Raw genomic sequence first — 24,283 nt, forward strand, 5'->3', positions numbered from 1 at the left:
CCGCCGCCTGTGACGGAAAAAGCCGGGTTTCTCCGCTGCTCATAGAAAAAAAGTATAAAAAACTTTTGATCGGGTACTTATATTAAAAATCATCAAAATCCTCATCATCCAAAGGGATGAGAGCGTCAGGCCGAACCTGTTCTCTTTTATCCATAAAATTATTGTTTTCAAGCTGTGGTGAAACTTTTTCAGGGACAGACGCTGTTTTTTTATTTGGCTCCTGCTCCGAAGGTTTATATCCCCTTTTTGCATAACTCTGTCGGCGTTTGCCTGCCATGACAGCCAACTCTTCAACAAATTCATTCATTTGTTCTGCCCGGGCATTCATTTCCTCAGATGTGCCTGCCAGCTCCTCTCCTTTGGATGCATTTCCCTGAACAACTTTATCCATTTTGATCACTGCCTGACTGACCTGACCAATTCCATGTGCCTGCTGGTTCGAACTCACAGCAACTCCTCCCACCAGTTTGCTGACTTTATGAGAATTCGCTTCCACGCTGGCGAAAGTCTGATTTACCATTGAAACAAATTCCGAGCCGTCCTGCACCTTGCTGATGGTACTCTTGATAATCATGGCAGTATTTTTTGATGCCTCGGCCGACTGCATGGCAAGATTTCTCACTTCATCGGCCACCACGGCAAATCCTGCTCCGGCTTCTCCTGCTCTGGCTGCTTCCACTGCGGCATTCAGTGCAAGGAGATTGGTTCGAAAAGCAATTTCATCAATGGTTTTTATAATTTTCCGAATTTCCTCACTTGCCTCGGAAATTTCATTCATGGATTCAATGAGCTGTGACACTGAAAGGTTTGCTGCTCTGACACCTTTCAGCGATCCTTTCACAATCTGGTCCGCATAGGTGGTATTGTCCGCATTTTTTTGGATCGAGGCATCTATCTCCTCAAGAGAGGCAGATGTTTCCTCCAAAGATGTGGCCTGATCCGAAGTGCCGGCCGCGAGCTGATGGCTGGTGGACAGTACCTGAGAAGACGCGGCCATAATTCCTCTGGAAGTATCCTGAAGACCTTTGATAACACGATCCAGCGACTGAGTAACAGACCGGCTCAGGAAAAATACAAGGATGGTGACGGTCAGCGTCATAAAGGATGTTATCAGAAGTACCGCGGTGACTCCTTCGGAAATTTCTTTTTTTAAAGTTTCGGTTCCTTCCTGACCCATTTTTGTGACATTTTGGACGAGTTTTTTCATCATACCCAGCAGAACCTCTGTTTGCGCTTCCATATCATCCAGACTCACCCGGAGGATTCCGGCAACTGTATGAAACTGCAAAACAGTATCCGTATATTTCCGGACATCATGTCTGAGAAGCTCCCCGTACTTGGCAATATCCGGATCAGATGCACTGAGGGTTCGGAGTCTCAGCCGGAGATCGTTCAGCAATGTCAGCATGGGATGCCCCTCTTTTTTCACCGGTGCTTCAAAATATTTCAGCCCCAGCCTGTTAAATCGGATGGTGAGTCGGGGAAGCGTTTCACGATATCCGGAGACCATGAAAGTCAGCTGTTCTATAACCGACGAATCCCTACCTTCCATTGTCAGACTAAGTATTTTTTGAGAAATGACTTCTCCCAGTTGGCTCAACCTGGTATCAATTTGCTGATTAAGCGCATCCATTTCCCGATAGGTAAGGTTCACCGTCTCGCACTGTTTAATAACCTCCTCAATCTTTTGTCTGAATTTGCCCAGCAATTCTTTTAACTGCATATTCGTAGTTTTTTCCATGAGAGCGCTTATCCGACGGATAAGATTTTCACCCTCAGTTTTTAAAAAATCTTCTCTTCCGAAAAATGTGCTGACTAGCAGATCCGAGTCCGCGGCCACTCGTGCAAGTTCTCTCCCGACCTGGGAATTTTCGGAGATGTGATCCAGCTGCACTTTGAATATTCTTGTCATTTCATCTTCGATATATTGAAATGACAACACAACAGAAATGGTCATCAAAATAAAAACAATACACACCAGCAAATTAATGAAAAAAAGTTTTCTAGGAATACTTCTATGAAAAAAAAAGGCTGACTTATTCATTTTTTTCTCCGTTTTTGGTATGACTAATCATCTGTTTTTTTCTGACAGCTTCAAATGATGAACATATCGGAATCACTTAATTTTCTGCATAAATTTCAGGTGATCAGCACCATAACACAATACTATTTTTTTTAACACAAGATTCTTGTTTTTGTCGGAAACAATGTCCGAATAAATTTTTGTCCCAAGCGCTGCGAGGTTTGGGAAACCTCATAGCTGGTATGTCTGATTTAAATACCTAACCATAAGTTTTTGATATCTGCCCGGGGAGGAAACCCGGCTTTTTTCCGGAATGATTCGCTGACCCTGAAGGAAAAGCCCGGGTTTCTCCGCGGTTCGCAGAAAAAAATGTATAAAAAACTTTTGATCGGGTACTTATATCTGAAAATTTATGTCCGGTCACTTAGGGAACTCGGAATAAATAACATACCCGATACAAAAACGTAGGGTGGGTGGAGCGAAGCGCAACCCACCGCACAAGGTGGGTTGCGCTTCGCTCCACCCACCCTACATTTTCGGGTATTTTATTTTTGGGGAAATCCCTTATGACCGGTCACTTCCTTGGCAAACTGTAAGTTTGGCACGCCTTGTTCTTGGTGATGTTCGTCATTCTTCTGTTTTTACCAATTCAGTCCCCAGCAGCGCCTCAGGCTGAGGAATAACTCCCAATGCTTTCATAGCTGTCACATTAAGGACCCTTTCCCCTCTCCGACTTCTGGTGACCGGGATTTTGGAAACAGAAGTTCCCTGCATGGCTTTCAGCAGCATTTTGGCGGCCATCCTGCCCTGTACCTGTCCCCTTTCAACAATGGCGAATAATATCCCATAGGTTATATCAGCCAAACGGCTGCCAAATGTAGGTTTGTCAAATGCTTTTACCAGAATTTTTACCACTTGTTTTTGTGCGAGAGGCTTACCGTCGTCACCGGGTATTCCGTTAAAATTTCCTATGAATAACAGATCACACTGTTTTCTGAGTGTCTTTGTCATTGCCACTGCCTCCCTGAGCGTCTTTGGCATTTTAAAAGCAACAGATTTGGCAGGATATGTGTCTGATTCGCTTAAAACCTGATTCCTAAGCGTCATGGCCTGATGGCCGTCTCTCATGATAAATCCGATGGCTCTGACAGAAGGAATAAGCTGCTGGGCAAAAATAATTGAGCGGTTGAAATGAGGCCGTCGCAAAATTCCCGACACATTTGAAGCCGGATATTCGTATGTCTCCGGCTCCGCCCTGACCCCGCAAAACATCACCGGTGTTCTGACTTTGTTTCTCAGATACGGAACCACAAACATGGACTGGGCATTGTCATCCACAGCAATGACGCCATCAGGCTGAAATTTCTGATACAGCATGTACGCTTCCTGTGCTTTTTGCTCACTGTCGTCCTGGTTCAGTTGGGTATTCATATAAAAATATCTGATTTCACAGGTGCCTGTCAGCAGCGAATCTATACTTTGTCTGATCTCTCTGTTCCACAGAAATTTTTCTTCATAGCTCATCACTACCAGGACTCTGAACGGGGCGGCCTGAGCCATTTGGAAAAACAATCCGTAAATACAAAAAGCAAAGATTCCAGTGAAATAGCACAGCTTTTTTGGGAACACTGCATTCTCCTTTTCATTTTTTTGCTGTAAATATTCTGATAATGACAATATGATATTAAATATTTCTGATATTCTTTCATATTCAGCTAATTATTGCTTTCATCAGTGAATGTCAACAAATGATCCGCAATTTTCATCTGAGCATATTGTCAGCCAAATTACAATATTCCCATTTTTGCTGAGAAAAAAACAAGAAAATTTTGCGAAAGATAAAAACTCAAAAGCGACACCTAAACAAATTTCGTTCTATAAAGGATTTCCTCAAAAATAAAATACCCGAAATACCCGAAATGTAGGGTGGGTGGAGCGAAGCGCAACCCACCTTGTGCGGTGGGTTGCGCTTCGCTCCACCCACCCGTTTTTTGTATCGGGCATATTATTTATTTCGAATTCCCTAAGTTACGCAGCTTTTTTAATTTTTTCTGATTAAGTACCTAACCATAAGTTTTCGATATTTGCCCGGGGAAGAAACCCGGCTTTTTTCCCGGAATGATTCGCCGGCCCTGAGGGAAAAAGCCGGGTTTCTCCGCCGCTCGAAGAAAAAAGAATGTATAAAAAACTTTTGATCGGGTACTTATAACGGATTCAGGGGGGGCAGCGGGGATGAGTGAAAACAGCCCGGCAATTCATTGCCGGGCTTTTTTTGCGGGTAACCATCAGATATTCGGACACACAGTAGATCGAAAAAGTTTTCAGGCCCCCGCGGGCAGACAGGACGGACGGGGAAGAAACCCGGCTTTTTCCGGCGGGAGCGACACTTCGTCCGGGGAAAAAGCCGGGTTTCTCTGTTGTCCTGAACACAGCCCGGAAACTTTTCGATCTACTGACACATACAAAATGGAACTGAAAACTGTGTCTGATATTTCTGATAGTCGGATTACCCGTGTCACTATGGGATTAAGCTTTTCTGAATAGAACGCAGGAAAACACAATATTTCAGGGTAAAATGGATTTTAAAATTATTCGGTGAGGTTACTCAGACAGAAACAATTGCAAGCAGAACAGGACAGAACCGCCGCAAGATTATAACTACCTGTGCAAAAGTTTTTATATATCTTTTTTTCTGCAAACTGCGGAGAAATCCGGCTTTTTCCTTCACGGGCGGCGGGTCTTTCCGGGAAAAAACCCGGGTTTCTTCCCGGACAAATATAAAAAATTTTTGCTCAGGTACTTACAAGCAGAACCGCGGAAAAATACGGATTCCCGGGAGCGGGAATTTTTATCTTCTTCAGGCTTACAGCGCTAAAAATACTTTTTGAAAATTTGTCGGATATCAATAAATTTCAGAAGCTTTGTCGGACAAGGCTTGTAACCCTGTCCGACTCAGCAGTCTGGCCTGACCCGGCTGTGTCAGCAGCTAAAAAATTTTTTCCGGACTGTGCAAAAAACCACTTCGTTCTATTTTTGCACTCCTTTTGTCCTGAAAACGCTTCGGGCTGCTGTGTGGATTTTGACAGGACAAAAACAAACAGATTTAATAATATGAATACGATTGTTCGAGCCCGGAACACCCCGGGGCCTCGGCCCCGCATATCGGGGTGAAGGTAAATATAACTGTTGTATCAACAGTGATGGAAAATACAAAAGGCCTGTTTGTACTCGGATCCGAAGGATCCTTCCAAGTCCCGTCGTAAGTGTAGGTATCCGGATATTGCTCTCGAAAAAGCTTTATTATTCCAACAGGGCTGCCATAGTCTTTTACCACCAAAAGCTCTGATCCCTCCACAGGCGGATTTCCGTTTTCATCCTGAATATATATGGTAAAGGTGACCGTATCATTCTGACTAAATTCTTCAATAGGTATATCAGGTGTGACCTCCATGGTACATTCGCCTGAAAAAAGAATGGGCATCCGAGCCATAATAACATTGCTAAGACCTGTCTTGCTCTCCTGCCAAAGGGGATCGCCAGTCTCCAGACCGGTTAAGGCTTTGAAAAAATTGATACCTTCTCCTCCGACATAAAGCGCTGTCGGATTTTCGGGGACATCCGGTGCGATGATATGCTGGGCAAAAAGGGTTGTATCATCCGGAGGGTCAAACTCAGGAAGCCCTCTGTTTGCCTCTCTCCAATCTCCCGGAGCCATACGGCCATCAGGTTCCAGGTCATGGACATAGATATTGCCCACCGGATGGGGTTCCTTTGTCCCCATGAAATAACTCACTGCGTATAACAGGTTATTTCCCTGATCTACCAAAAGGTCTCTGATGTGCCGTCCCGGATCCCTGGTGGTGCGGAAGGTAAACATGTCCCCCAGCTTAAAACCGCCCTCACCGGAGATGTCATTTATCGTGCCATCAATTATCGTGAAACTCAGCACGTTGGGAATGGTATAGGAACCTGTGCTAATATCATAACTGGCAGCCTGTGTTCCGGAAACCGTCCCCTCCACACTGAAGATTCCCCCCCTGGGCTTTTCTTCTGTACAAGTGACTGTCCACGTTTCAGACAAACACCCTGGCAGAACCGTTACCTTATTATCCTTCACCACACCGAGCCCCTCATTGTCCCTGCCCATGAGCGGAGCAGAGGCACTCAGGCCCCTTCCCATACCGCTCGTATGGGCGGTCCAAGTGGTACCGCTGTCATTGGAGACCCATGTCCCGGCACTTTTTGTTCCTGCATAAAGAATGTCATTTTCTCCGCCTGTGGCATTCGGATGCAAGGCTAAGACAGTGATATAATCGCCAGTAAAGGACCCCTGCTTAGACCATGCCCGGCCCCCGTCCGTACTTTTAAAAACATTTGTCGAGGTACCCGCGTACAACACGGCAGAATCCCTGTGCGTACCGTTCACTTTGACAAAGTCCTGAACATAAGCCCCGTACCCCAGACCGCTTTCTGTCACCTTAAAGCTGAACGTGTCATTTTCTTCAAAACTTCGGGAAGCGCCTCTCTCAACAATCGTAAAAGAGACCTCATTATTATCCGAACTATACGGCTCGTCATTAAAGGCTTTTAATCTCTGCACACCGTTTCTGTCACTTTTTACCTCCCAGTCAAATCTCGGGGGATCATAATCCGCATCCCAATGATAGGTCACTGTCCATGTGTCGCTCCTTGAACTTGCGGAAAGTGTGGGTTCTATCATGTAGCCCTTGCCCTTATTTTGCGAATTGGTGTAATTGCCGGCTGTATTTAGTTCTGTGGGTTCAAGCGGCTCAATCACGTCTCCCCATTGGAAATTCTTTCCGTCACTGGCAAAGTAGGTTCCGTATCCCTGGGTTCCGATCCATACATAGCGGTCATCAGGGCCGTCAGCTCCGTCATCATCACACAAAACCGTTAAAATTGCCGCAAGGCTGTTGAATATGCCGTTCCATTCCTCAGGCGTGTTGCTGTTCCAGTTTAAGCCTCCGTCCAGACTGCGATAAATCTTTCCTTCCCCGAGATAGCCAGTTGCTGCGTATATTGTGTTCGCATTATCCGGGTCCGCCGCGACATCATTGACATAAGGATCAATCCAGTTTTGTCCCTGAACGCTTGAAGAACGACTGATATTTTCCCAGGAAGCTCCGGAGTTCATGGATTTGTAAACACCTCCCCCGTCTGTTCCGGCATAAAGGATCTGATTGTGTTCGGTCTCGGGAACCACTGACAGAGAAGTGACATGGGTGGTTCTTCCCCCGTTAATGGCTTCGGCCGTCACAGACACAACCCCTTGCATGGGAACCGGACTCGGTGTGGAAAGAAGCGATGTTTCAGCCTGCCCTCCCTGTGTGACCGCACTGCCCGGCTCCGCAAGACCGCCTGTGTTATAAGTTTTAAATGAGATCGCCGTGTTATCCGGGATGGCATTTCCCCAAAAATCCCCCACGCTGACCTCGATGGAGTTATTCACTCCCAGACCGCCTATATTTACATTCCGGGCACTGATTCCGAATTCCTCACCCACGGGCGGGCCTGCTTCAATGGCAATCTGACTGGTGGCGGTGGTGACATTACTGTCATAGTGATAGGTGGCCTTAATACTCACAGGCCCTGGTTTGAAACCGCTTCGCAGCACCGTGCTGACCCGTCCGGGCATGTCATTTCCCGTGTTGCTTCTTTCACATTTGCATCCCTTGCTTTTGCACTCATCATCCAGTGCGGAACCGTCGCCACACCTGACCACCCCGTCATCTGTGCAGACAACTCCGCTGTGTCCTGAACAGCATCCCAGACAATAATCATTTGGCTCATATGTGATTTCATCGGGCGTATAAGTAAACGTTGTCGCTGTAATCGGTGAAATCACCTCTCCGCCGTCGGGTCCGCTGAGGATGACAAGGTCAATCCTGTAGCCATCCGCCACAGGCTTGCCCTCTGAATCTTTGACATCAAAAGATATCTGAGAAGTTGACTGACCTCCCGTGCCTTTAATGTTTATGGATTTGGGATTCGGGTTGGGAAAATCCGACGTATCTTCAACCATCCTGATAGAAGCCGGCGGCGGCTGAATCACGAGGGTCTCTGTGCCTTCCACATCATCATTCCACATTGCGGTGATCTCCACCAGGCCGCCTTTGGTGGAGCCTCGGAATTTAACTTTGGCCTCCCCCAGTTCATTGGTTGCGGCTTCTGTGGTTTCAAGTTCCCCCATATTCTGATCATTCAGAAAAAATTTGACACGCTCTCCCTCAGGCACAACATTTCCGTCAACATCTTTTACCGTTGCCGTGATTTCAGCCACCCCCCGGCCCGTGCCCAGAATCGAATTGGGAATGATGAGCATCGAGATGCTTCCTGAAGTATATCTCACATCTATTTCCTGGGTCAGATTTTCCGCTTCCACGCGAATCGTGGCCTCTCCCGCCACAGAACCGCTGGTGAGAATAACAGTGGCAGTACCGTCGTCGGTATTGGCAGTGGTCGTCTTTTTCCCTCCGAAACTTCCTTCTCCCTGAATAACAGAAAAACTCACGCTGGTAACGGGAACAGTTCCCCCCCCTCCACAGTAAAGCTGGCTGTGATTTTAGCTGTGCTGACCCCGTCCGCGGGAAGGCCCCCCTCGGGGTCAAGTTTGAGGCTCATACTGGCAAGAGGAGCTTGGATGGGTTCCTTAAATTTCACAAATGCGGTTGCAGCAGCGTTTATGCCATATCTGGCGGTCACTGCCACTGAGTCCTCCGGCTCGTCAGATGCAACCAGGATAACCGTGGCAATCCCTTTTTCATCTGTTTCCGCAGAATGGGCTGTCAACGTGCCTTTTTCTGTTTCAAAGGTAATTGTCTCACCTGCCACAGCAACGCCGCTCGCGTCATTCAAATGCACTGTTATGACTGTTTCTTCAGTCCCGTTCGCAGTAACAGAGGGCGGATTTCCTTCGGCGCTGAAGAGGGATACCCACAGAAATTCCACATCCGCTTCTTTTTCAACTTTTCTGTTCTCTACCGTTGCCGTGCCTTTTACCGTCACAGTACGATTCCTCTCCCCCACAGGCGATTCTTCAGGGGGTGGGGATATGGGAGATATCAGGGTGGCCTGGGCAACACCGTCCGTGGTCTCCACATTCGGTTCTTCAAAGGTACCGAGTGCTGACTCAAACGTAACCAGTGTGCCGTCTCCGGCCAAATTGTTATTGGCATCTCTCACTTTGGCTGAGATAGCGATTTTATTTTCTCCGTTCGCGTAAACCTTATCCGGATCAGCACTCAGGTCCATACTGGTGGGCGGACCCGGCAGCTGGTTGATATTGACCTCCTCACTCAGATCGCCGCTTTCGGCCCGGATCGTGACCGTCTTTTTGATCTTGGTACTGGTATATGTATATTGAGCATTGCCATTTGCATCAGTGGTCTGAGTCCCCAGATAAACAGGATTTCCCTCGGGAACTTTTTCAATGTTTCCGTCGATTTTAACGGTCCATTCACCGTTGCTTTCCGTGATCTCCAAGTGATAGTTCCCGGGTTCCATTTCCTTTTCTCTTCTCGCATCTACAAAGGTTCCGGTTTTCGTCTCCAGAAGTTCACGCACATTGGTATCATCATTTTGCAGGTAAACCGTGAGCTTCTCACCGGTATGGCTGAGGGTAAATCCCATAAGACCGCCGTTGCTGTGAAATGATGACGCGGTGGAGGCTCCTGTTCCGCTATAGGTATTCCCCGAAGGCAGGGACACCGACGGAATAATATCACTCACATCCTTAAAAACCACGGGAACCCCTGCGATGGGGGTAGTTCCGTCGTCTTCCGTCACAGCAGCGGTTATCGTGGTTGTTGTGGGAGATTTTCCCACACCGGTCACGTATATATCAGTGGGAGAAGCGTTCATTGAAATTCTGCCCACAGTGGTCGGGGCCACCGAAAGTCTTACCGTCTGAGTCGCACCTCCCGCGGAACTGGCGCTGATCACCACCTCTCCGGCGATATCAGATGTCCTGTAAGTGACCGTGGCCACCCCGAGCGTTGTCTGAGATGTCTGGGCGGAAAGCGTTCCTTCTCCCTTTGTGATGGAAAAACGGATCACTTCCCCGCCAACAGGGTTTTCGTGAGCATCTTTGACCAGGGCACGGATCACACTTGTGCTTGCCCCATCCGCCAGAAGGCTGTCAGGCGTTGCCGTCAGGGTAATTCCGCCCTGGGCCACGGGTCCTGCGACAAACTCAACCGACGTTTTTGATGAGACCCCTCCCGCGGTGGCCGTCACCGTTGCTGTTCCCGAAGTTGTGGGACTGATCAGCATGGCAGTGGCCACCCCGTTTGCCGTGGGGGAAATATTGGCAAGCCGTCCCGCTGTGGCGGTGAATGTGACAGTTGTGCCGTCCTTCACCAGGTTCCCTTTTTCATCTGTCACAGTCGCTGAAATCAGTGTCTGTGCGGTCCCATCCGCCACAATGCTCTGAGCGCCGCTTTTCACAGATACGGATCCCACGCGGGCTTCTATCAGTCTGATAGTTGCAGTTCCGAGTTCTGTCCCGTCGGCCGCGCTCACTGTCACCGTGACATTTCCCGGAGTGTCAGACGCTGTATAGACCACCGTGGCCACGCCGTCTGTCGTGGGTACAAGTCCCGAAGAAAGGGAACCCGTCCCCGTTGTCACCTCAAACACAACTGTGGTCCCGTCAGCCACGGGATTTCTGTTTTCATCGCTGACCTTTACCTCAATTTCAGTGGTACTCTTTCTGTCAGCCGTGAGATTCGGAGAGGCCACGGAAATCGTGGTCCTGCTTTTGGCCGGAGCTCCGGGGGTAAAGCTTACCTGAGCGGTTCCGGATACATCTTCATAATCTTTCACCGTCGCGGTAATTGTCGCGGTTCCTGTATATTTCGAACCGGTAAGCCACGCTGTGGCAATACCATCAGATGTGTCTGCCTCGACCTCAACGGTTTCCGACGCCAATCCGGAATTTGCTGAAAGGGTTCCTGATGTGGTGCGAAAGATCACTGTGACCGGTTCTTCCACATTACTGCCGAGAATGTCCACCACATTGGCTTCAATCCTGCTTGTCTTGGAACTGCCGGCCATTAGAACACTCGGTGTCGCAGTTACAAAAACCGCATAAGGTTCCAAATCTTCTATGCCGGTATTATAAGGCGAATGCGGCAAACTCCCTTGCTCACCTTCAAGATAGCCCAGCCATAATTTGTAAGTCGAACGGGTCTCTGTTCCGGATACCAGCACGCTTGCTGAGATTTCAGCCTCAATCCAGATAGCAGACCGCTTCTGATAAACCAGATCAAAATTGGCAACGCCATTCTCATCCGTGGTCACGCTTCCGGGGATCACACCTGCCGCAGTGTTCAGGGGAGTCAGCTCACAATCTCCGTTTTTATCTTCATTCAGTTCACTCGTATTTCCGCAAGGCAGACAATTATCACAGGTCAGATTCCGGTTTTTGTCCTCATTGGGATGCACGCTGATGTGGTAAGGACATATGCCGGACCCGTCCTGACAGGTTCCCCAGTATCCTTTTGCATAACTGACCGGCCATAAGCCAAGAGACACATTCTCATTGGCGACCGGGTTTCCGTTTGCGTCAGACACCATTACGGACATGGGGAGCTGATACGAGGTATCATTGTTGACAGATAACACTTTGTTGCCTGTTCCGATGAGTACGGATCCCGGGGTTTTTCCAATAATAACAGAGACAGTGTCGGCAATAAGCGTATCCACAACGACCGCTCTGATTGTGACGCCTTTTGCGTCCGAACTTAAAGCGCCGGATGTAAATGTGGCTTTTGCAGTACCGCTGTCCTCTGTCAGCACATAAACAGGTGAGACACTCTCTCCGCCGCCCGTGGTGTTTTCAATGGAGAACGCCACAGGCGCGCCCCCCACCACCTGGTCATTTTCATTTTTCACGGTCGCGATCAGGCCCACAGTGTTCACTTCGTCTCCGGTACTCGGGGACATATTCGTAGCTGTGGCCTGAAGCGAAATTTTTGCGGCTTTTGACGCGGAGATGGCTACCTTTAATGTATCTGAGACACTCGGCGTGTCTTCATCCAGAACCTGAACGGTAGCCAGACCGGCCTCATCAGAAGTGAGCAGGGCCGATGCCTTGTCACTGATCACAGGCACATTACTTAACACTTTTTTATCATTACTTAAAACACCCCTGCCTTCATATTCCCAGGTTCCGAAGGTGGTGGTAAATTTCACCTTTTTCCGGCCCGCGGCGCTGACTGTGATTTTCAGATTATTTCCGGTATGCAGGCCGGCAGGGTCTTCTGACGGCTCTGTAATGGCAAACTCAGCGCCCACCGAACTCACTGTATATTCCTGAGTGGCTGTGGCTCCCAGGGCTTCCACCCTCACCATGGCCCCCCCTGTTCTTGTGTTGCCCGTGATTTCCAATTTTAGTTCACCGCTGACATCTGTGGTGTAGGCTTTATAATCCGGGGCAAGCAGGTTCTGAACCAGCATGTTATTTTCCGTGACTGAATCATCAGGATCAACACTCTTGACAACGACAGGCGCTTCATATATGGGAATGTCCCCCGCGTCTTTCACTGTGACAGTGAGAACTGCTTTGCCAAGGTCTGTTCTGTTCGTGGAAAGCGTGACCGTGGTTCCGTCAATCTTCACTGGCACAGATTTCTGATGCTCGCCGGCCGACGCGGTGATAAATACGGTTCTGTTTTCTTTTGTCTCCGTGCCGGATGAAAATTCCACCTGTGCAGTTCCGGTGGCATCGGTTATGGCCGTGGATGCGCTTAACTGACCGCCTTCCGCGCTGAAACTGATGGTAACGCCTTCCAGGGCCGCATTATCAGCATCCAGGGCTGTGGCTGTTATGACTGCTTTGTCTGAATTATCTGATTTTACCGTATTCTGAGACGCGCCCAGGGAAATTTTTTCAGGCTCAACATCGTCAGTTGCTGATTTGACAAACGCCACCGTGATCGTCTTAGAAATGCTGCCGGCAGAACATGTGACCCTGGCATTTCCCGGTGTGTTAGCCGCAGTCAGAGACGCTCTTATTGCTCCGGTCTTATCATCTGTTGCGGTTTCATAACTCATTTTTCCGCTCTCAGCAAATCTGCCCGCAGTTGTGGAAAAAATGACAACGGTCTGTGCAGGAACCGGATTCCCCGAAATATCCTTTACCAGCGCGTCAATCGTTGAAATCGCCATACCGTCAGCCAGGATTTTGATCGGATCTGCACTCAGTTGTATGGAGGCAGGCGGAAACGGGCTTTCCGGTTCAGTCGTAAAATCTACCGTAATTGTTTTAGATACCTTTCCTGCGGAACATGTTACCCTTGCCTCCTCCGGAGTCGTTCCTGATTTCAGCTTGACTGCGACAGTGCCTGTGCTGTCCACGGTTGCTGTCTCATAGCTCATTCTGTCGCTCACGGAAAACCTGCCGGCTGTTGTGGAAAAAACAACAACCGTGTCTTTAGGAACCGGATTTCCCGAACTGTCCCTTATCACCGCATCTATAATCGCTTCTGAAGAACCGTCTGCCACAATGCTTTCTGGTTCGGATTTCAGTTCCACAGATGCCGGCGGATATTGGCTTTCAACGGTTTTGGTAAAGGAAAGCGTAACCGAGTCAGACACCCGGCCGGAGGAACACATTACGATTGCCTCGTCCGGGGTCATTCCGGAGGTGAGTGTGGCCACAACCGTGCCGGTGGCATCCTCTGTTGCTGTCTCATAGCTCATTTTTCCGTTTTTAAATCGGCCGGCCGTTGTGGAAAAAATAACAGATGTTTCAGAAGGAACCGGATTTCCCGAACTGTCTTTTATCAGCGCATCTATCATGGCCTCTGATAATCCGTCTGCCAGAATACTCTTCGGATCTGCTCTCAGTTCCACAGATGCTGCCGGATATTCACTTTCGGGTTCACTCGTAAAATGAACCATTACGGTACCGGAAACGCTGCCGGCGGAACAGGTAACTGTGGCCGCTTCTTGCGAAAAACCGGAAACCAGCGTCACTTTTACTGTTCCGGTAGTATCCTCAGTCGCTGCTTCAAAGATCATTCGTTCATTATCAGCAAATCTGCCGGCTGTTGTGGAAAAAATAACACTTGTTCCTGATGGTACGGGATTCCCCAAATTATCCCTTATCACCGCGTCTATCAATGTCGTACTCTGACCATCTGCCAAAATGCTGCTTTTTTCCGCAGTTAAAGATATGACACCGATATCCAGCAACATCATATCAATGCTTCCTGTTGTATAGCCATTGGCCGATGCCGTAATTATCACGTTTCCGGGTGTTTCTGACGCAGTATATTTAACATTGGCTGTTCCTAGTGTTGAGAGAATTTGACCTGACGTTTCATTCACAGAGACAAATTCTTCCGAACTAAGTGTTCCCGCACCCGATGTGATAGCAAATTCAATGCGTTCTTCCTCTGTTACGACATTGCCTGCCGGGTCTCTCACTGTCGCGGTAATGATACTTTCACTTTTACCATCTGCCAGCAGTTCTTTTGTCACTGCTGAAAGTATAATTCCACCGTTTTCCACCATAATATCTATGGTATCAGAAACGCCGTTTTCCGATTTTGCCTCAATGGTCACCGTACCAGATTCCTCGGACGCTATGAAGGTTACCATCGCCAAACCATTAGACGTGTAATCGTATTCAGTAACCTCATCCTGATACGGAGAGGTAAAACGCCCTGTACCTGATATCATAGTAAAATTTATAAGCTCTTTACCATCCACTAGCTCGCCATCATCATCAGCAACCGTGGCGGTAATAACCGCTTTGCTTTTACCATTTGCCGTAAGAGTATATTTATCAGTAGTAAGCTTAATGCTTTTTACTGGTTTCGATCCGTTTTCATCGCCGCCTTCATTTTTACCACCTTTTGACCCGCAACTCACGAGAAGCAGAAGCAGGAAAAGTGCAATACACATAAAAAACGCAGAACGAATACGTTTTGATTTCATGAAAAGAATCCTTTCTTTTACAAAAAAGTACAGGGAAAGCAGATAAGAAAGGGAAAATTCCCTTTCTTATCTGCTTTCCTTGTAACCGTTTCTATCCCTGAAAGTACGGGAAAAGGGATAAGAAAAAGAAATTTTTCCTTTTCTTATCCTTATTTCCTTGTAGTTATTTGTAATATATAATTAAAAAAATGAGAAGTGAAAAATAAACACACTCGCATTTCCCAATTTTCAATACTGAGAATGACGTTGTTCCAGCTGAACGATTCTGGGCGTGATAAATATCAGGAGTTCCTGCTTGACTTCCGTATCCTTGTCTGTCTTAAACAGCCAGCCAATAAGGGGAATTTTTGACAGTCCGGGAATTCCGCTTGTCTTTTCCGTATCCTCTGTTCTTATAATGCCGCCGATAACAATCGTATCTCCGTCATTTACCAGGAGTTCTGTCTTGGCGGTCTTAGTCGTCAGTGCCGGCCCTTCTTCAGTTTGAACATATACATCATTTTTACTGATCGAAAGTTTCATTGAAATACGATTATCAGGCGTAATGTGCGGTGTCACATCCAAATTCAGATCAACTTTCTTAAATTTGGTGGTTGTCTCTCCTGAATCATCAGTTGTCTGGTACGGATATTCAAATCCCTGGCTGATTGTGGCCGGCTTATTGTCCAGTGTCAGAATCCTCGGCGCGGTAATGATCTTTCCCTCCTCCTGAGATTCCATTGCCATGAGTTTTGCGTTCAGCAAAAACGGGGTTCCGGCTATTCTTGTGAAGTTCAAACCGATACTCCCCAAATTTGCGCCGGGGGGCAGGTTCACCGCCATATTATAGCCATATGTGCCACCCAAAAGATCATAGCTTCTTTGCGGACCGATACCGGCATTCGTGTCGCCCTCCTGGATTCCGCTTTCCAGGCCCCATTCCGTTCCGATTTCCTTTGCAAAATTGGAGTTGGCTTCGACGATTCTTGCTTCAATAATCACCTGCGGGGTCACTCTGTCGAGCTTTGCAACAATTCCTTTGGCTTTCCTTATTGCCTCATCCGTATCTGTTATGATGACCATATTTGTGCGTTTATCCACGGTGACAGTGCCGCGGTCTTTGGTCAGGACATTTTTAATATGCGGCATGATTTCACTCGCGGCATCAGAATAGCTTACTGCGATATATTCGGTCAGAAGCGGATCAAGGGCTTTTTTCTGTTCTTTGAGAGATTGTTCTTCCAATATTTTTTCCTGCCTCAGCTTCTCTTCCTGCTGGAGGGTCTTAACTGTGGCTATACGGATGATATCTCCCTCAAAGGTTTTTCCCAACTGATTCATTTTCAGAACCAGATCAAGTACCTGGTCCCATGGCACAGGACGCTGAAGCGAGAGCGTGACCTTGCCCTTCACGCCTCCGTCTATGGCAAAATTTTTACCGCTGACTTCCCTCAGGATACGAAACACATTCCTGATATCCGTGTCAAAAAAATCCAGAGCGATTTTTTCACCCGTGTATTTCTCTGTAACATCAGGGATCGTAATTTCATCATCTGTGTCCGGCCCCTCAGCATATCTCGGTGCCGCAGGCGGTGGCTGAATATCTGTCCTGACGCTGCCAGCCCCGGCAGGCGGCATTTCCGAGACCACGGGAGCCTGGTGGTCTGTTCCCATATCTGCGCCAGCGGAACGGTCCGTTGCCGGGGGGGTGTCAACATACCGGGGACCTGAAGCCCGCACTTCAGCCTCCGGAGTTTGTGGCTCCGGTTCCGGAAAACGAGACGCATCGGCAATTGTGCTTTCTTTTATTTTTTCCGGCCCTGAGAAACCGGGGACAGGTCCGGGAGATATTGAAGATGCCTCAAAATGCACCATTAAGAGATTTTCCCCTGATTCATCTGTTTGTTCAATAAAATAAGGCACGGCTTCACGCAAATCAATTTCAAAAACAGATGTGTTTGCACCGGGTTTTTGCACAGGAACAATCTGATCAACCGCTGTTTCAAAACGCTTGGTAAGCAGAGGCCCCTGCTTATAGCGATATTCTGGTATTCTGGCGTTAAAAAGTACAAGTCGCAGCTTTTTATCAGCCGTCTCAGTTATATCGTATCTGACCTGTCTCGAGGTCTCGAGAACAAGCGATGACTTGCCCGCATCTTCAGGTACAAAAACGATCAGATCCACCGACGCGGGTTTGCCGGATTCAGGCGATGACGCCAAGCCGGATCTGACATCCGAAGGCATCGTACCTGAAACCTGACCATCTGACCGCGACCGGGAATCTGTCTTGCCAACTTGGATGACAAGACCATTTTTATCCGGATGCGCTGAAAATGCGGAAAGATAAGCTTTTTGCGTATCAATAAAAAGCCTGAGCTTATCAGGATAACTGTTGTATCGGACTCTTTTTATCCATTTGGAATCAACAGGAAACTCGTGTTCCTCGTAAAGACCGCGGACATTAAATATGTCAAAAACAATGCTGGGAGGATTTTCAACCGCGGATGCTTTGTAATCAGTTATTGCACCGTCCCCCCTTACCGTAATAATGATACTGTCTTCCATCTGGGTCGCATATACGGATTGCAGGCGTGTGGCTTCAGGATATTTCACTCCGGATTTCGGACTGTAAGCCTCTTCCATGGTCCTTTTGCTTTCCGCTCTCAGCCTGTCGCTTTGCGCACCCACAAAAATCTCAAGACCCGCTTCAACAGGATAAGCCCAGAAAGCGGAAAGATATGGTTTTTTGGTGTCAAGTACAAGCCGAACTCTGTCAGAATAACCGAAGTATCGGACCTGTTTTACCCATTCGGAGTTGACCGCGACCCGTTTTTCATTTGAGTAAGGACTTCTCACATTAAATATGTCAAAAACAATACGGGCAGGGCTGGCAATGGTGAATACTTTGTAATTTGTTATGGCCCCGTCTGCCCCGACAAAAACTTTTAAACTGTCTTTCAACTGAGTTGCATATACAGATTGCAGCCGGGTGGCCGTGGGCATGGCTGCGATTTGCGATTTGCGATTTGCAATTTGAGGTTTGTGCGTTCCGGAGGCAGGAACCCAGGCTCTGAGTTTCGGATCCCATATTTCAAGCTCAGGACGACGGGTTTCAGGTTCCGGAACAGCAGGGGATATCCCCGAAGTTTCCAAAGACTCCGGACTTCGGGGAGGACGAGTTACCCGGTCCGCATCTTCCTGAAAAAAGCCAGGGAGGGCTTCGTCAGCTGTCTTTACGAAAGATATTTTAATCCCTGTACCTTCACGACTTATATCGTAAGATATGTCTTTTTCCAATAAAATTTCGATTCTGGAAGTCCGCCCGTTCTGAGTCAGTTCGGAAGCTTTGAGTGAACGGATAAGACCGCTTCCCGGAATATCTGTCTGATCTGCTGAGGTGTCAAGACCTGTTTCGGAAAAATAAAGGATCACAGCCAGAGGAATCGGCTGTTTGACTGAGGTATAAGTCAGTGACTGATTTCCTTTAACTAAAACATTAACCGATTCAGAAGTCTCTGAAAGGCTTATGCCGGTAATCATCCTGAGTTGGGAAACCTTTTCCGCACCTTCATTTTTTCCTCTGGAAGTCACATTGGAAGCACACCCCGCAAAAATTAAACTCGAAATCAGAAGGAAGATAATTTGAAACTTGATATTTGAAACTTGAAACTTGATATTTGAAACCTGATATTCGAAATTCGTTTTTAACCATCCCTTATTTCTCTTCATAGTTTCCTCCCCGGTTTTCTAATTTCCAGCTTCCAGTTTCCAGTTTCCAATTTCCGGTTTCCAGTTTCCAGTTTCCAGTTTCCAATTTCCAGTTTCCAGTTTCCAGTTTCCAGTTTCCAGTCATAACAGTTCTTCTCCAAAAGGTTTCTGAAGTTTCAGTTCTCTTTTACGAATGGTTATTTCTCCTGAAAAGTCTTCGTCTTCTTCTTCAACAATGACTCTGTCTCTTAAAATTTCTGAGACTTTCCCTTCATGGATTCCGATATATGTTCCCTCGTTAATAATGTATCCTTTACCAGAGGCTTCTTCCACAAGCGCCCTGTTTCCACTTTCAGCATGGATGATTCCCACTAATTTTAACTGACTCAGATCAACCCTTTCAAGCGGGGTGCGGGGGGTACGTTTTTTTATTCTTTTTATTTGCTTTTTTCCCCTTTTTTTTGCTTCCTCCGCGTCTTTTGCCTTCTTTTCCAGTTCAGCTTTTGTGACGCCCTTTTCTTCTTTGAACAGAGGCTCGAACGGATCCACCTTTCCTTTCGGATTATATTCTTCCGATTTACCAGCAGATTTATCTTCAGACGCCCTCTTGGAGTCGCGACCCAGTGAGGCGGTTATAAAATCTGGCAGTTTTTCATCGGATTTCTCCGCTTTGACGGATTTTTCGGATTTGACGATTTCTGAAGCATCCTTTTTCATTTTATCTTTCTTCTCTGCTATTTTCAGGTCAGGCGGCGATTTATCCGGTTTAGCTGATTTACCGGATTTTGCAATTTCTGAGGCACCTTTCTCAGATTCATCTGTTTTTTTATCTGCTCTGGCTGATTTGGCAGGTTTAATTTTTTCAGAAGCATCAGTCTGTTCCGGCTTTATATCCGTGTCTGTCCTGGCAACTGGTTCTGCCGGGGCCTTTTGAGATTTTGGAGAAGAGGCCACGGGTTTCTGAGCCTTATCTTTTTCATCAGCAACAGTCTTTTTTGCTAACGGTGCTGAAACAGATTTTTTTTCCGGTTCCGGTTTTGTTGCCTTTATCTCCGGAGCTGCCGGCTTCTCAGACGGTTTGGTTTTTTTGGCAATGTCCGAAGTATCGGCTTTTACTGGCGGTAAAATTTTAGCTGGCTGCCCGGTTATCTTTTTTTTAATCACTTTGGAGCCTTTGGATGAAGAAACAACAGGCTCTTGTCCGGGTTCCTGTTTATCTCCGGCTTCTGTCACCAAATGTTTTGCATCAGCTTTTTTCAGCGGTTTCTCTTCCGGTTCAGCTTTGACCTGTTTTATGTCCGCGGGCTTTTCACCCGGGCTCTGATCCGAATCAGCAGAGGGTTTCTCGCTTTTCATCTCCGACACTCCGGTATCTGCCGGAGGGATCATCTTTGCCGGGTGGGCAGTTATCTTTTTTCGGATCACTTTGGTCGTTATCTGAGGTGAGTCAGCTTCACTGACGCTCCCCAAAAAAACGTAAAGAAAACATAAAAAACAGAACAGATAGCGTATCATTTTATTCACCAAGCTCAAAATAAGAAACAATGGTTCAGCAGAAGGGGGGTTCATCATCAATGGGTCAGCAGATTTTGGTATCTTTTATAATTATTTAATTTTATTAAAATTAATCTGAACCAAAGCCTTTGATAAAGGATATTTAAAAATATTTTTACCGTGAAAATACATTTTGAAAACCCGGGTTTTTTATCTGAAAATATTTTCATAACCGGGGGCGAAAAACCCGAAGTCTTCATGAGCGTTTATAGTCATATTTCAATATGCTGCACTGCAGCTCCCTAATTTGGGCAACCTGCCCCTTATAATTATTTCTTTTTCTTCTTCTCTTTCTTTTCATCAGAAGACGAAGCCTTGGGCGGAGTTTCCACAAATTTGTAAGTGACAGCCATGCATGATACTTTTAGTTCATTTTTCTGAGTTCCTTCTTTCTTTTTCCCTTTTCCTCCTGACGGAGCTATGCTGATGTTTCTTATATTCACAATTCTGTTCAGCCTTGAAACTTTGTCAAAAAAAAGTATGGCATTGTGATAGTTTCCCAACACTTCTACTGAGATGGGAATATCAGTGTAAAAGCTTGGTTTTTCTTCTGTTCCTTTTTTCTTTTTCTTCTTTTTTACTTTCTTTTTTGTTTCCGGCCTGAAAAGCAAAAATTCCATGTCCGCATCCTGACCCGCGTGGGAGATGTTTGTCAGAAGGCCCGGTATCTCATCACTCTCGGGAAGCGCTTTTTTTGCAATATTAAATTGAACTTCTACGTCTTTCATCTGTTTTTTGAATTTATCAAGCTCTTTTGCCTTCCGTATGGCTTCTTTAAGTTCAGCTTGCATTTTCTTCAGTTCAGTGGTCAGTTTGTTGATATCATTGTATTGGGGAAGATAAGAAAAATATACAAAAGGTGCAGCGATAAGAATAAGAGTTACAACACATATGACAATTCTGACAGGTTTTGACAGCTTTTCTATTTTTTCAACAAGAGGATCAATGGATTTGGAGAGGCTCATTTTTTATTGCTTTGCTTGTGTCGGGTGACGGATTTTTATTAGTTTTTGGGAGCATTTTTTTGTTTACTTTTTTCGCTCTGTTCCACATCAGCCTTCTGACATTCAATTTGAAATTTTTTAAGGCTTATATCCGGCTTGTTTTTACCACTTTTGATATTCATTTGCATCAGCAACGCTAATTTTATATTGGTAAAGAGATTTGCTCCATCCTGTTTTGCATTCTCAAGGCGGAGCATGAAATCAGCCACGGTTTTATTATCTAAAGCAATCCCTTCAATTTTAATATTGACAATAATCTTTTCTTTTTGTTCTTTTTCACCCTCTTTTTTTTTCTTTTTTTTCTTTGTTTTCTTTGGGATCTGATCAATGGCCTCAAATTTGGTAAGCCACATCCGATTCTCAACCGCCGTTTTTGTCAGAGAGTCAAGAAGACGAAAAGCTGCATAACGATCCGTGTCAAGCTTTTTTATAACTTTCAGCTTTTCCTTCAGAACAGCCATTTTTTGTTTGATTTTTTCAACTTTTTCGACCTCTTTGTTATATCTGACAATCTCTTTCTGTGTTTTTTCTTTTTCGGTTTTCAGCGCGTCTATTTTACCGCTGAACCAGAAATGAAAATACCCCAGGACACAGGTAAAGGCCGCAATAATGAAAAGGAAAATAATAATCTGATTGCGTACGTTCTCTTTTATTTGAGCTGCCCGGTAAGGCAGCAGATTAATTCGTATCATTTGTCTTTTCTATTGAAAATTGAATAGTTGAATATTGTGCTGACAAATCTTCAGTTCTCAATTTTCAATTTTATTTGTCTCCGGCTCTTCTCATAGCAAGTCCCAGACAGATAGCAGCCTGCGGCGATACCTTTTCAAGATATGAGGGATCAAATTCACTGCCTGTGGAAATGCTCTCAAACGGATTGATAATTTCAACTTCAGTTGTCGCCTCTTCGGCCAGAACCTCACGAAATCGCTTAATATTGGCCCCCCCTCCGCTCAGAATTATCCTTTTTATATGATCTCCGGGGTATGTGGAATAAAAAAAATCAAGGGCATGTTTGATCTCCGTATACCAGTCCGTAACAACTGAAGAAATAATTTCAACCACCTCTTTGGCCGGAAGTTCGTCTGATTCGCTGTTTTGGTACATTTTTTCAGCTTCTTCCACAGAACACTCCATACGCGAAATAATCTGCTGGTTTATCTGCCGGCATCCGAGGGAAACATCCCGTACCAATACGCTAAGACCGTTTTTCAGAATATTCAGCGTTGTTTTATTGGCTCCGATATCAATGAGCGCGACACTTTCATCCTCTGTATCATAATTCGCTTCATAGATATTTTGCAAGGCAAATGCGTCCACATCCATAATACAAGGGTTCAGATTGGCCATTTGGATCAGGTTGGCATAATCGTTCACCATTTCTTTTTTGGCCGCGACCAGAAGCACGTCCATGTCGTCCGAATTATCTATATTTTCCCCGAGTATCTGAAAATCAAGGTTTACATCGTTGATATCAAAGGGAATATATGTTTCCGCTTCCTCCTGAATTTGTTCATGAAGTTTTTCTTCATCCATGTTGGGAAGGGTAATTGTTTTGACAATAATCGAATATCCCCCGATGGAAGTGGCAACATTCGGGTCTTTTATTTTATACATCTTGAAGAGCTGACGGATGGAACCGGCAACCGCTTCAGGATTCTTAATGGTCCCCTCTTCGATAAGCCCCGGTTCAATATCGCTCATGCCGAATTTTTTCAGTTCATATCCCTGTTTTGTATCTGCAAGCTCGGCAATTTTTAAAGTCCTGGAGCCTATATCCAAACCAATAATACAAACTTTCTTTTTTCCAAATGCCATAATATATGCCTAATTGTCAAACATCTTGTTTTATCTGTCAGGTGTGACTGTCCGGCTTAAACTCGGACAACTTGTGACAGTGCCTCACAGCGATAATCTGAGCAGGTGAAATTGTATGGTAAAGCGTCAAATCCTTCAAAAGTGATCTGTCAAACTTAATTCAGTCGGGTGGCAGGTGCTTAATTTCTTTTATCATAGTCAGAGCGAATGAAATTTGTATTCAGATGGTCTGCTCTCCTGCTGCATATATCTTTATTATTTATCTCAAAACATAAGATATAAATCAAGACGATAAAGCGTATTCAAAGAAATATTCCGCATTTTTATTTTTGACATATGATATCCGTAACATCCCGCTTGCTTCAGACTTATGAAATCAGGATTCCGGATTTTCTTAAAGCGTTTTTAATAACAGTTCAGAGAAATATCGTCAAGAAAAAGGATACAACCCTCTTTTTTTGTAAAATGAAAAAGAATACATTTATAACATATCGTATTTTAAATACATAAGTATCTGAACAAAAAAATTGGGAAATCTCAGGATGTTATTTCTATATGTAAGTGCCTGACCATAAATTTTCAATATTTGCCCGGGAAGAAACCCGGTTTTTTTTTACCGGAATGATCCGCCCCCCGTGAAGGAAAAACCCGGGGTTCTCCGCTGTTCGCGGAAAAAATATCTGTAAGAAATTTTTGCTCAGGTATTTATATTACTATACAAAAAATTGGACAATTTTTACAAATCAAAAATATATAAAACCTTAACCCATTCAAATAAAAGAATTTATTTTTAAAAAATCTGCAACCTCCATAAAAAAAGTGAGTAGCCTTCATTTGTCAGCCCGCACTTTGTGGCAGAACAATTTTGCAAATCGGATTCTGAGCCTGTCTGCCTGTTCCGTTCCCGATCTTATTCCCACGCGGAAGCATGGGAAATAAGATGAGACAAAATCAGCGGACCGAAAATCCTTTCCGGAGTGCAAAAATAGAGCGAAGCGGTTTTTTGCAGCAGACCGAAAATCCTTTCCGGAGTGCAAAAATAGAGCGAAGCGGTTTTTTGCAGCGGACCGAAAATCTTTTCCGGAGTGCAAAAATAGAGCGAAGCGGTTTTTTGCAGCAGACCGAAAATCTTTTCCGGAGTGCAAAAATAGAGCGAAGCGGTTTTTTGCATCCTGCCACGGTGGTGCAAAAAACCGCTTCGCTCTATTTTTGCACTCCTTTTGTGCTGAAA

12 protein-coding genes are annotated in these 24,283 nt (G+C 45.8%); 1 reads left to right on the plus strand and 11 read right to left on the minus strand.

Going from position 1 to position 24,283, the window contains the following annotated elements:
* Window positions 1-82: 82 nt before the first annotated feature.
* Together dnm_RS14150 and dnm_RS14155 are read right to left on the minus strand one after the other, a co-directional pair.
* Window positions 83-1,912, minus strand: coding sequence for a methyl-accepting chemotaxis protein (locus dnm_RS14150; protein WP_207683283.1), 1,830 nt, complete (start codon window positions 1,910-1,912; stop codon window positions 83-85).
* A gap of 738 nt (window positions 1,913-2,650) precedes the next feature.
* Window positions 2,651-3,583: an ABC transporter substrate-binding protein gene (locus dnm_RS14155; RefSeq protein WP_207683284.1), complete on the minus strand. Its 933-nt coding sequence runs from the start codon at window positions 3,581-3,583 to the stop codon at window positions 2,651-2,653.
* Between the two features lie 672 nt (window positions 3,584-4,255).
* Between dnm_RS14155 and dnm_RS14160 the strand changes: the two genes are divergently transcribed.
* On the plus strand, window positions 4,256-4,567 hold the full coding sequence (locus dnm_RS14160; protein WP_207683285.1) for a hypothetical protein: 312 nt from the start codon (window positions 4,256-4,258) through the stop codon (window positions 4,565-4,567).
* 559 nt (window positions 4,568-5,126) lie between these two features.
* Here the strand turns inward: dnm_RS14160 and dnm_RS14165 are convergent.
* From dnm_RS14165 to dnm_RS14205, 9 genes are all read right to left on the minus strand, one after another.
* Window positions 5,127-8,555 carry an Ig-like domain-containing protein gene (locus dnm_RS14165; RefSeq protein ID WP_207683286.1) on the minus strand — a complete coding sequence of 1,143 codons (3,429 nt, stop codon included), beginning with the start codon at window positions 8,553-8,555 and terminating at the stop codon, window positions 5,127-5,129.
* On the minus strand, window positions 8,552-14,989 hold the full coding sequence (locus tag dnm_RS14170; protein ID WP_207683287.1) for an invasin domain 3-containing protein: 6,438 nt from the start codon (window positions 14,987-14,989) through the stop codon (window positions 8,552-8,554). The genes dnm_RS14165 and dnm_RS14170 overlap by 4 nt, the downstream gene beginning before the upstream one ends.
* A 228-nt stretch (window positions 14,990-15,217) precedes the next feature.
* On the minus strand, window positions 15,218-18,697 hold the full coding sequence (locus dnm_RS14175; protein WP_207683288.1) for a type IV pilus secretin PilQ: 3,480 nt from the start codon (window positions 18,695-18,697) through the stop codon (window positions 15,218-15,220).
* On the minus strand, window positions 18,684-18,821 hold the full coding sequence (locus dnm_RS14180) for a hypothetical protein (RefSeq protein ID WP_207683289.1): 138 nt from the start codon (window positions 18,819-18,821) through the stop codon (window positions 18,684-18,686). The genes dnm_RS14175 and dnm_RS14180 overlap by 14 nt, the downstream gene beginning before the upstream one ends.
* Complete coding sequence (locus dnm_RS14185; protein WP_207683290.1) at window positions 18,818-20,032, minus strand: pilus assembly protein PilP; 1,215 nt, start codon at window positions 20,030-20,032, stop codon at window positions 18,818-18,820. The genes dnm_RS14180 and dnm_RS14185 overlap by 4 nt, the downstream gene beginning before the upstream one ends.
* A 467-nt stretch (window positions 20,033-20,499) precedes the next feature.
* Window positions 20,500-21,195 carry a type IV pilus inner membrane component PilO gene (locus dnm_RS14190; RefSeq protein WP_207683291.1) on the minus strand — a complete coding sequence of 232 codons (696 nt, stop codon included), beginning with the start codon at window positions 21,193-21,195 and terminating at the stop codon, window positions 20,500-20,502.
* Window positions 21,196-21,233: 38 nt separating this feature from the next.
* Window positions 21,234-21,926 (minus strand): PilN domain-containing protein, encoded by a 693-nt coding sequence (locus dnm_RS14195; protein WP_207683292.1) that lies wholly within the window; start codon window positions 21,924-21,926, stop codon window positions 21,234-21,236.
* Window positions 21,927-21,996: 70 nt separating this feature from the next.
* The gene (gene pilM / locus dnm_RS14200; RefSeq protein WP_207683293.1) at window positions 21,997-23,052 is read right to left on the minus strand and encodes a type IV pilus assembly protein PilM; all 1,056 of its coding nucleotides are present in this window, start codon (window positions 23,050-23,052) and stop codon (window positions 21,997-21,999) included.
* A 910-nt stretch (window positions 23,053-23,962) separates the two neighbouring features.
* Window positions 23,963-24,223 (minus strand): hypothetical protein, encoded by a 261-nt coding sequence (locus dnm_RS14205; RefSeq protein ID WP_207683294.1) that lies wholly within the window; start codon window positions 24,221-24,223, stop codon window positions 23,963-23,965.
* Window positions 24,224-24,283: the final 60 nt, after the last annotated feature.

It is taken from the genome of Desulfonema magnum, assembly GCF_017377395.1.
In the GTDB taxonomy this organism is placed as follows: domain Bacteria; phylum Desulfobacterota; class Desulfobacteria; order Desulfobacterales; family 4be13; genus Desulfonema_C; species Desulfonema_C magnum.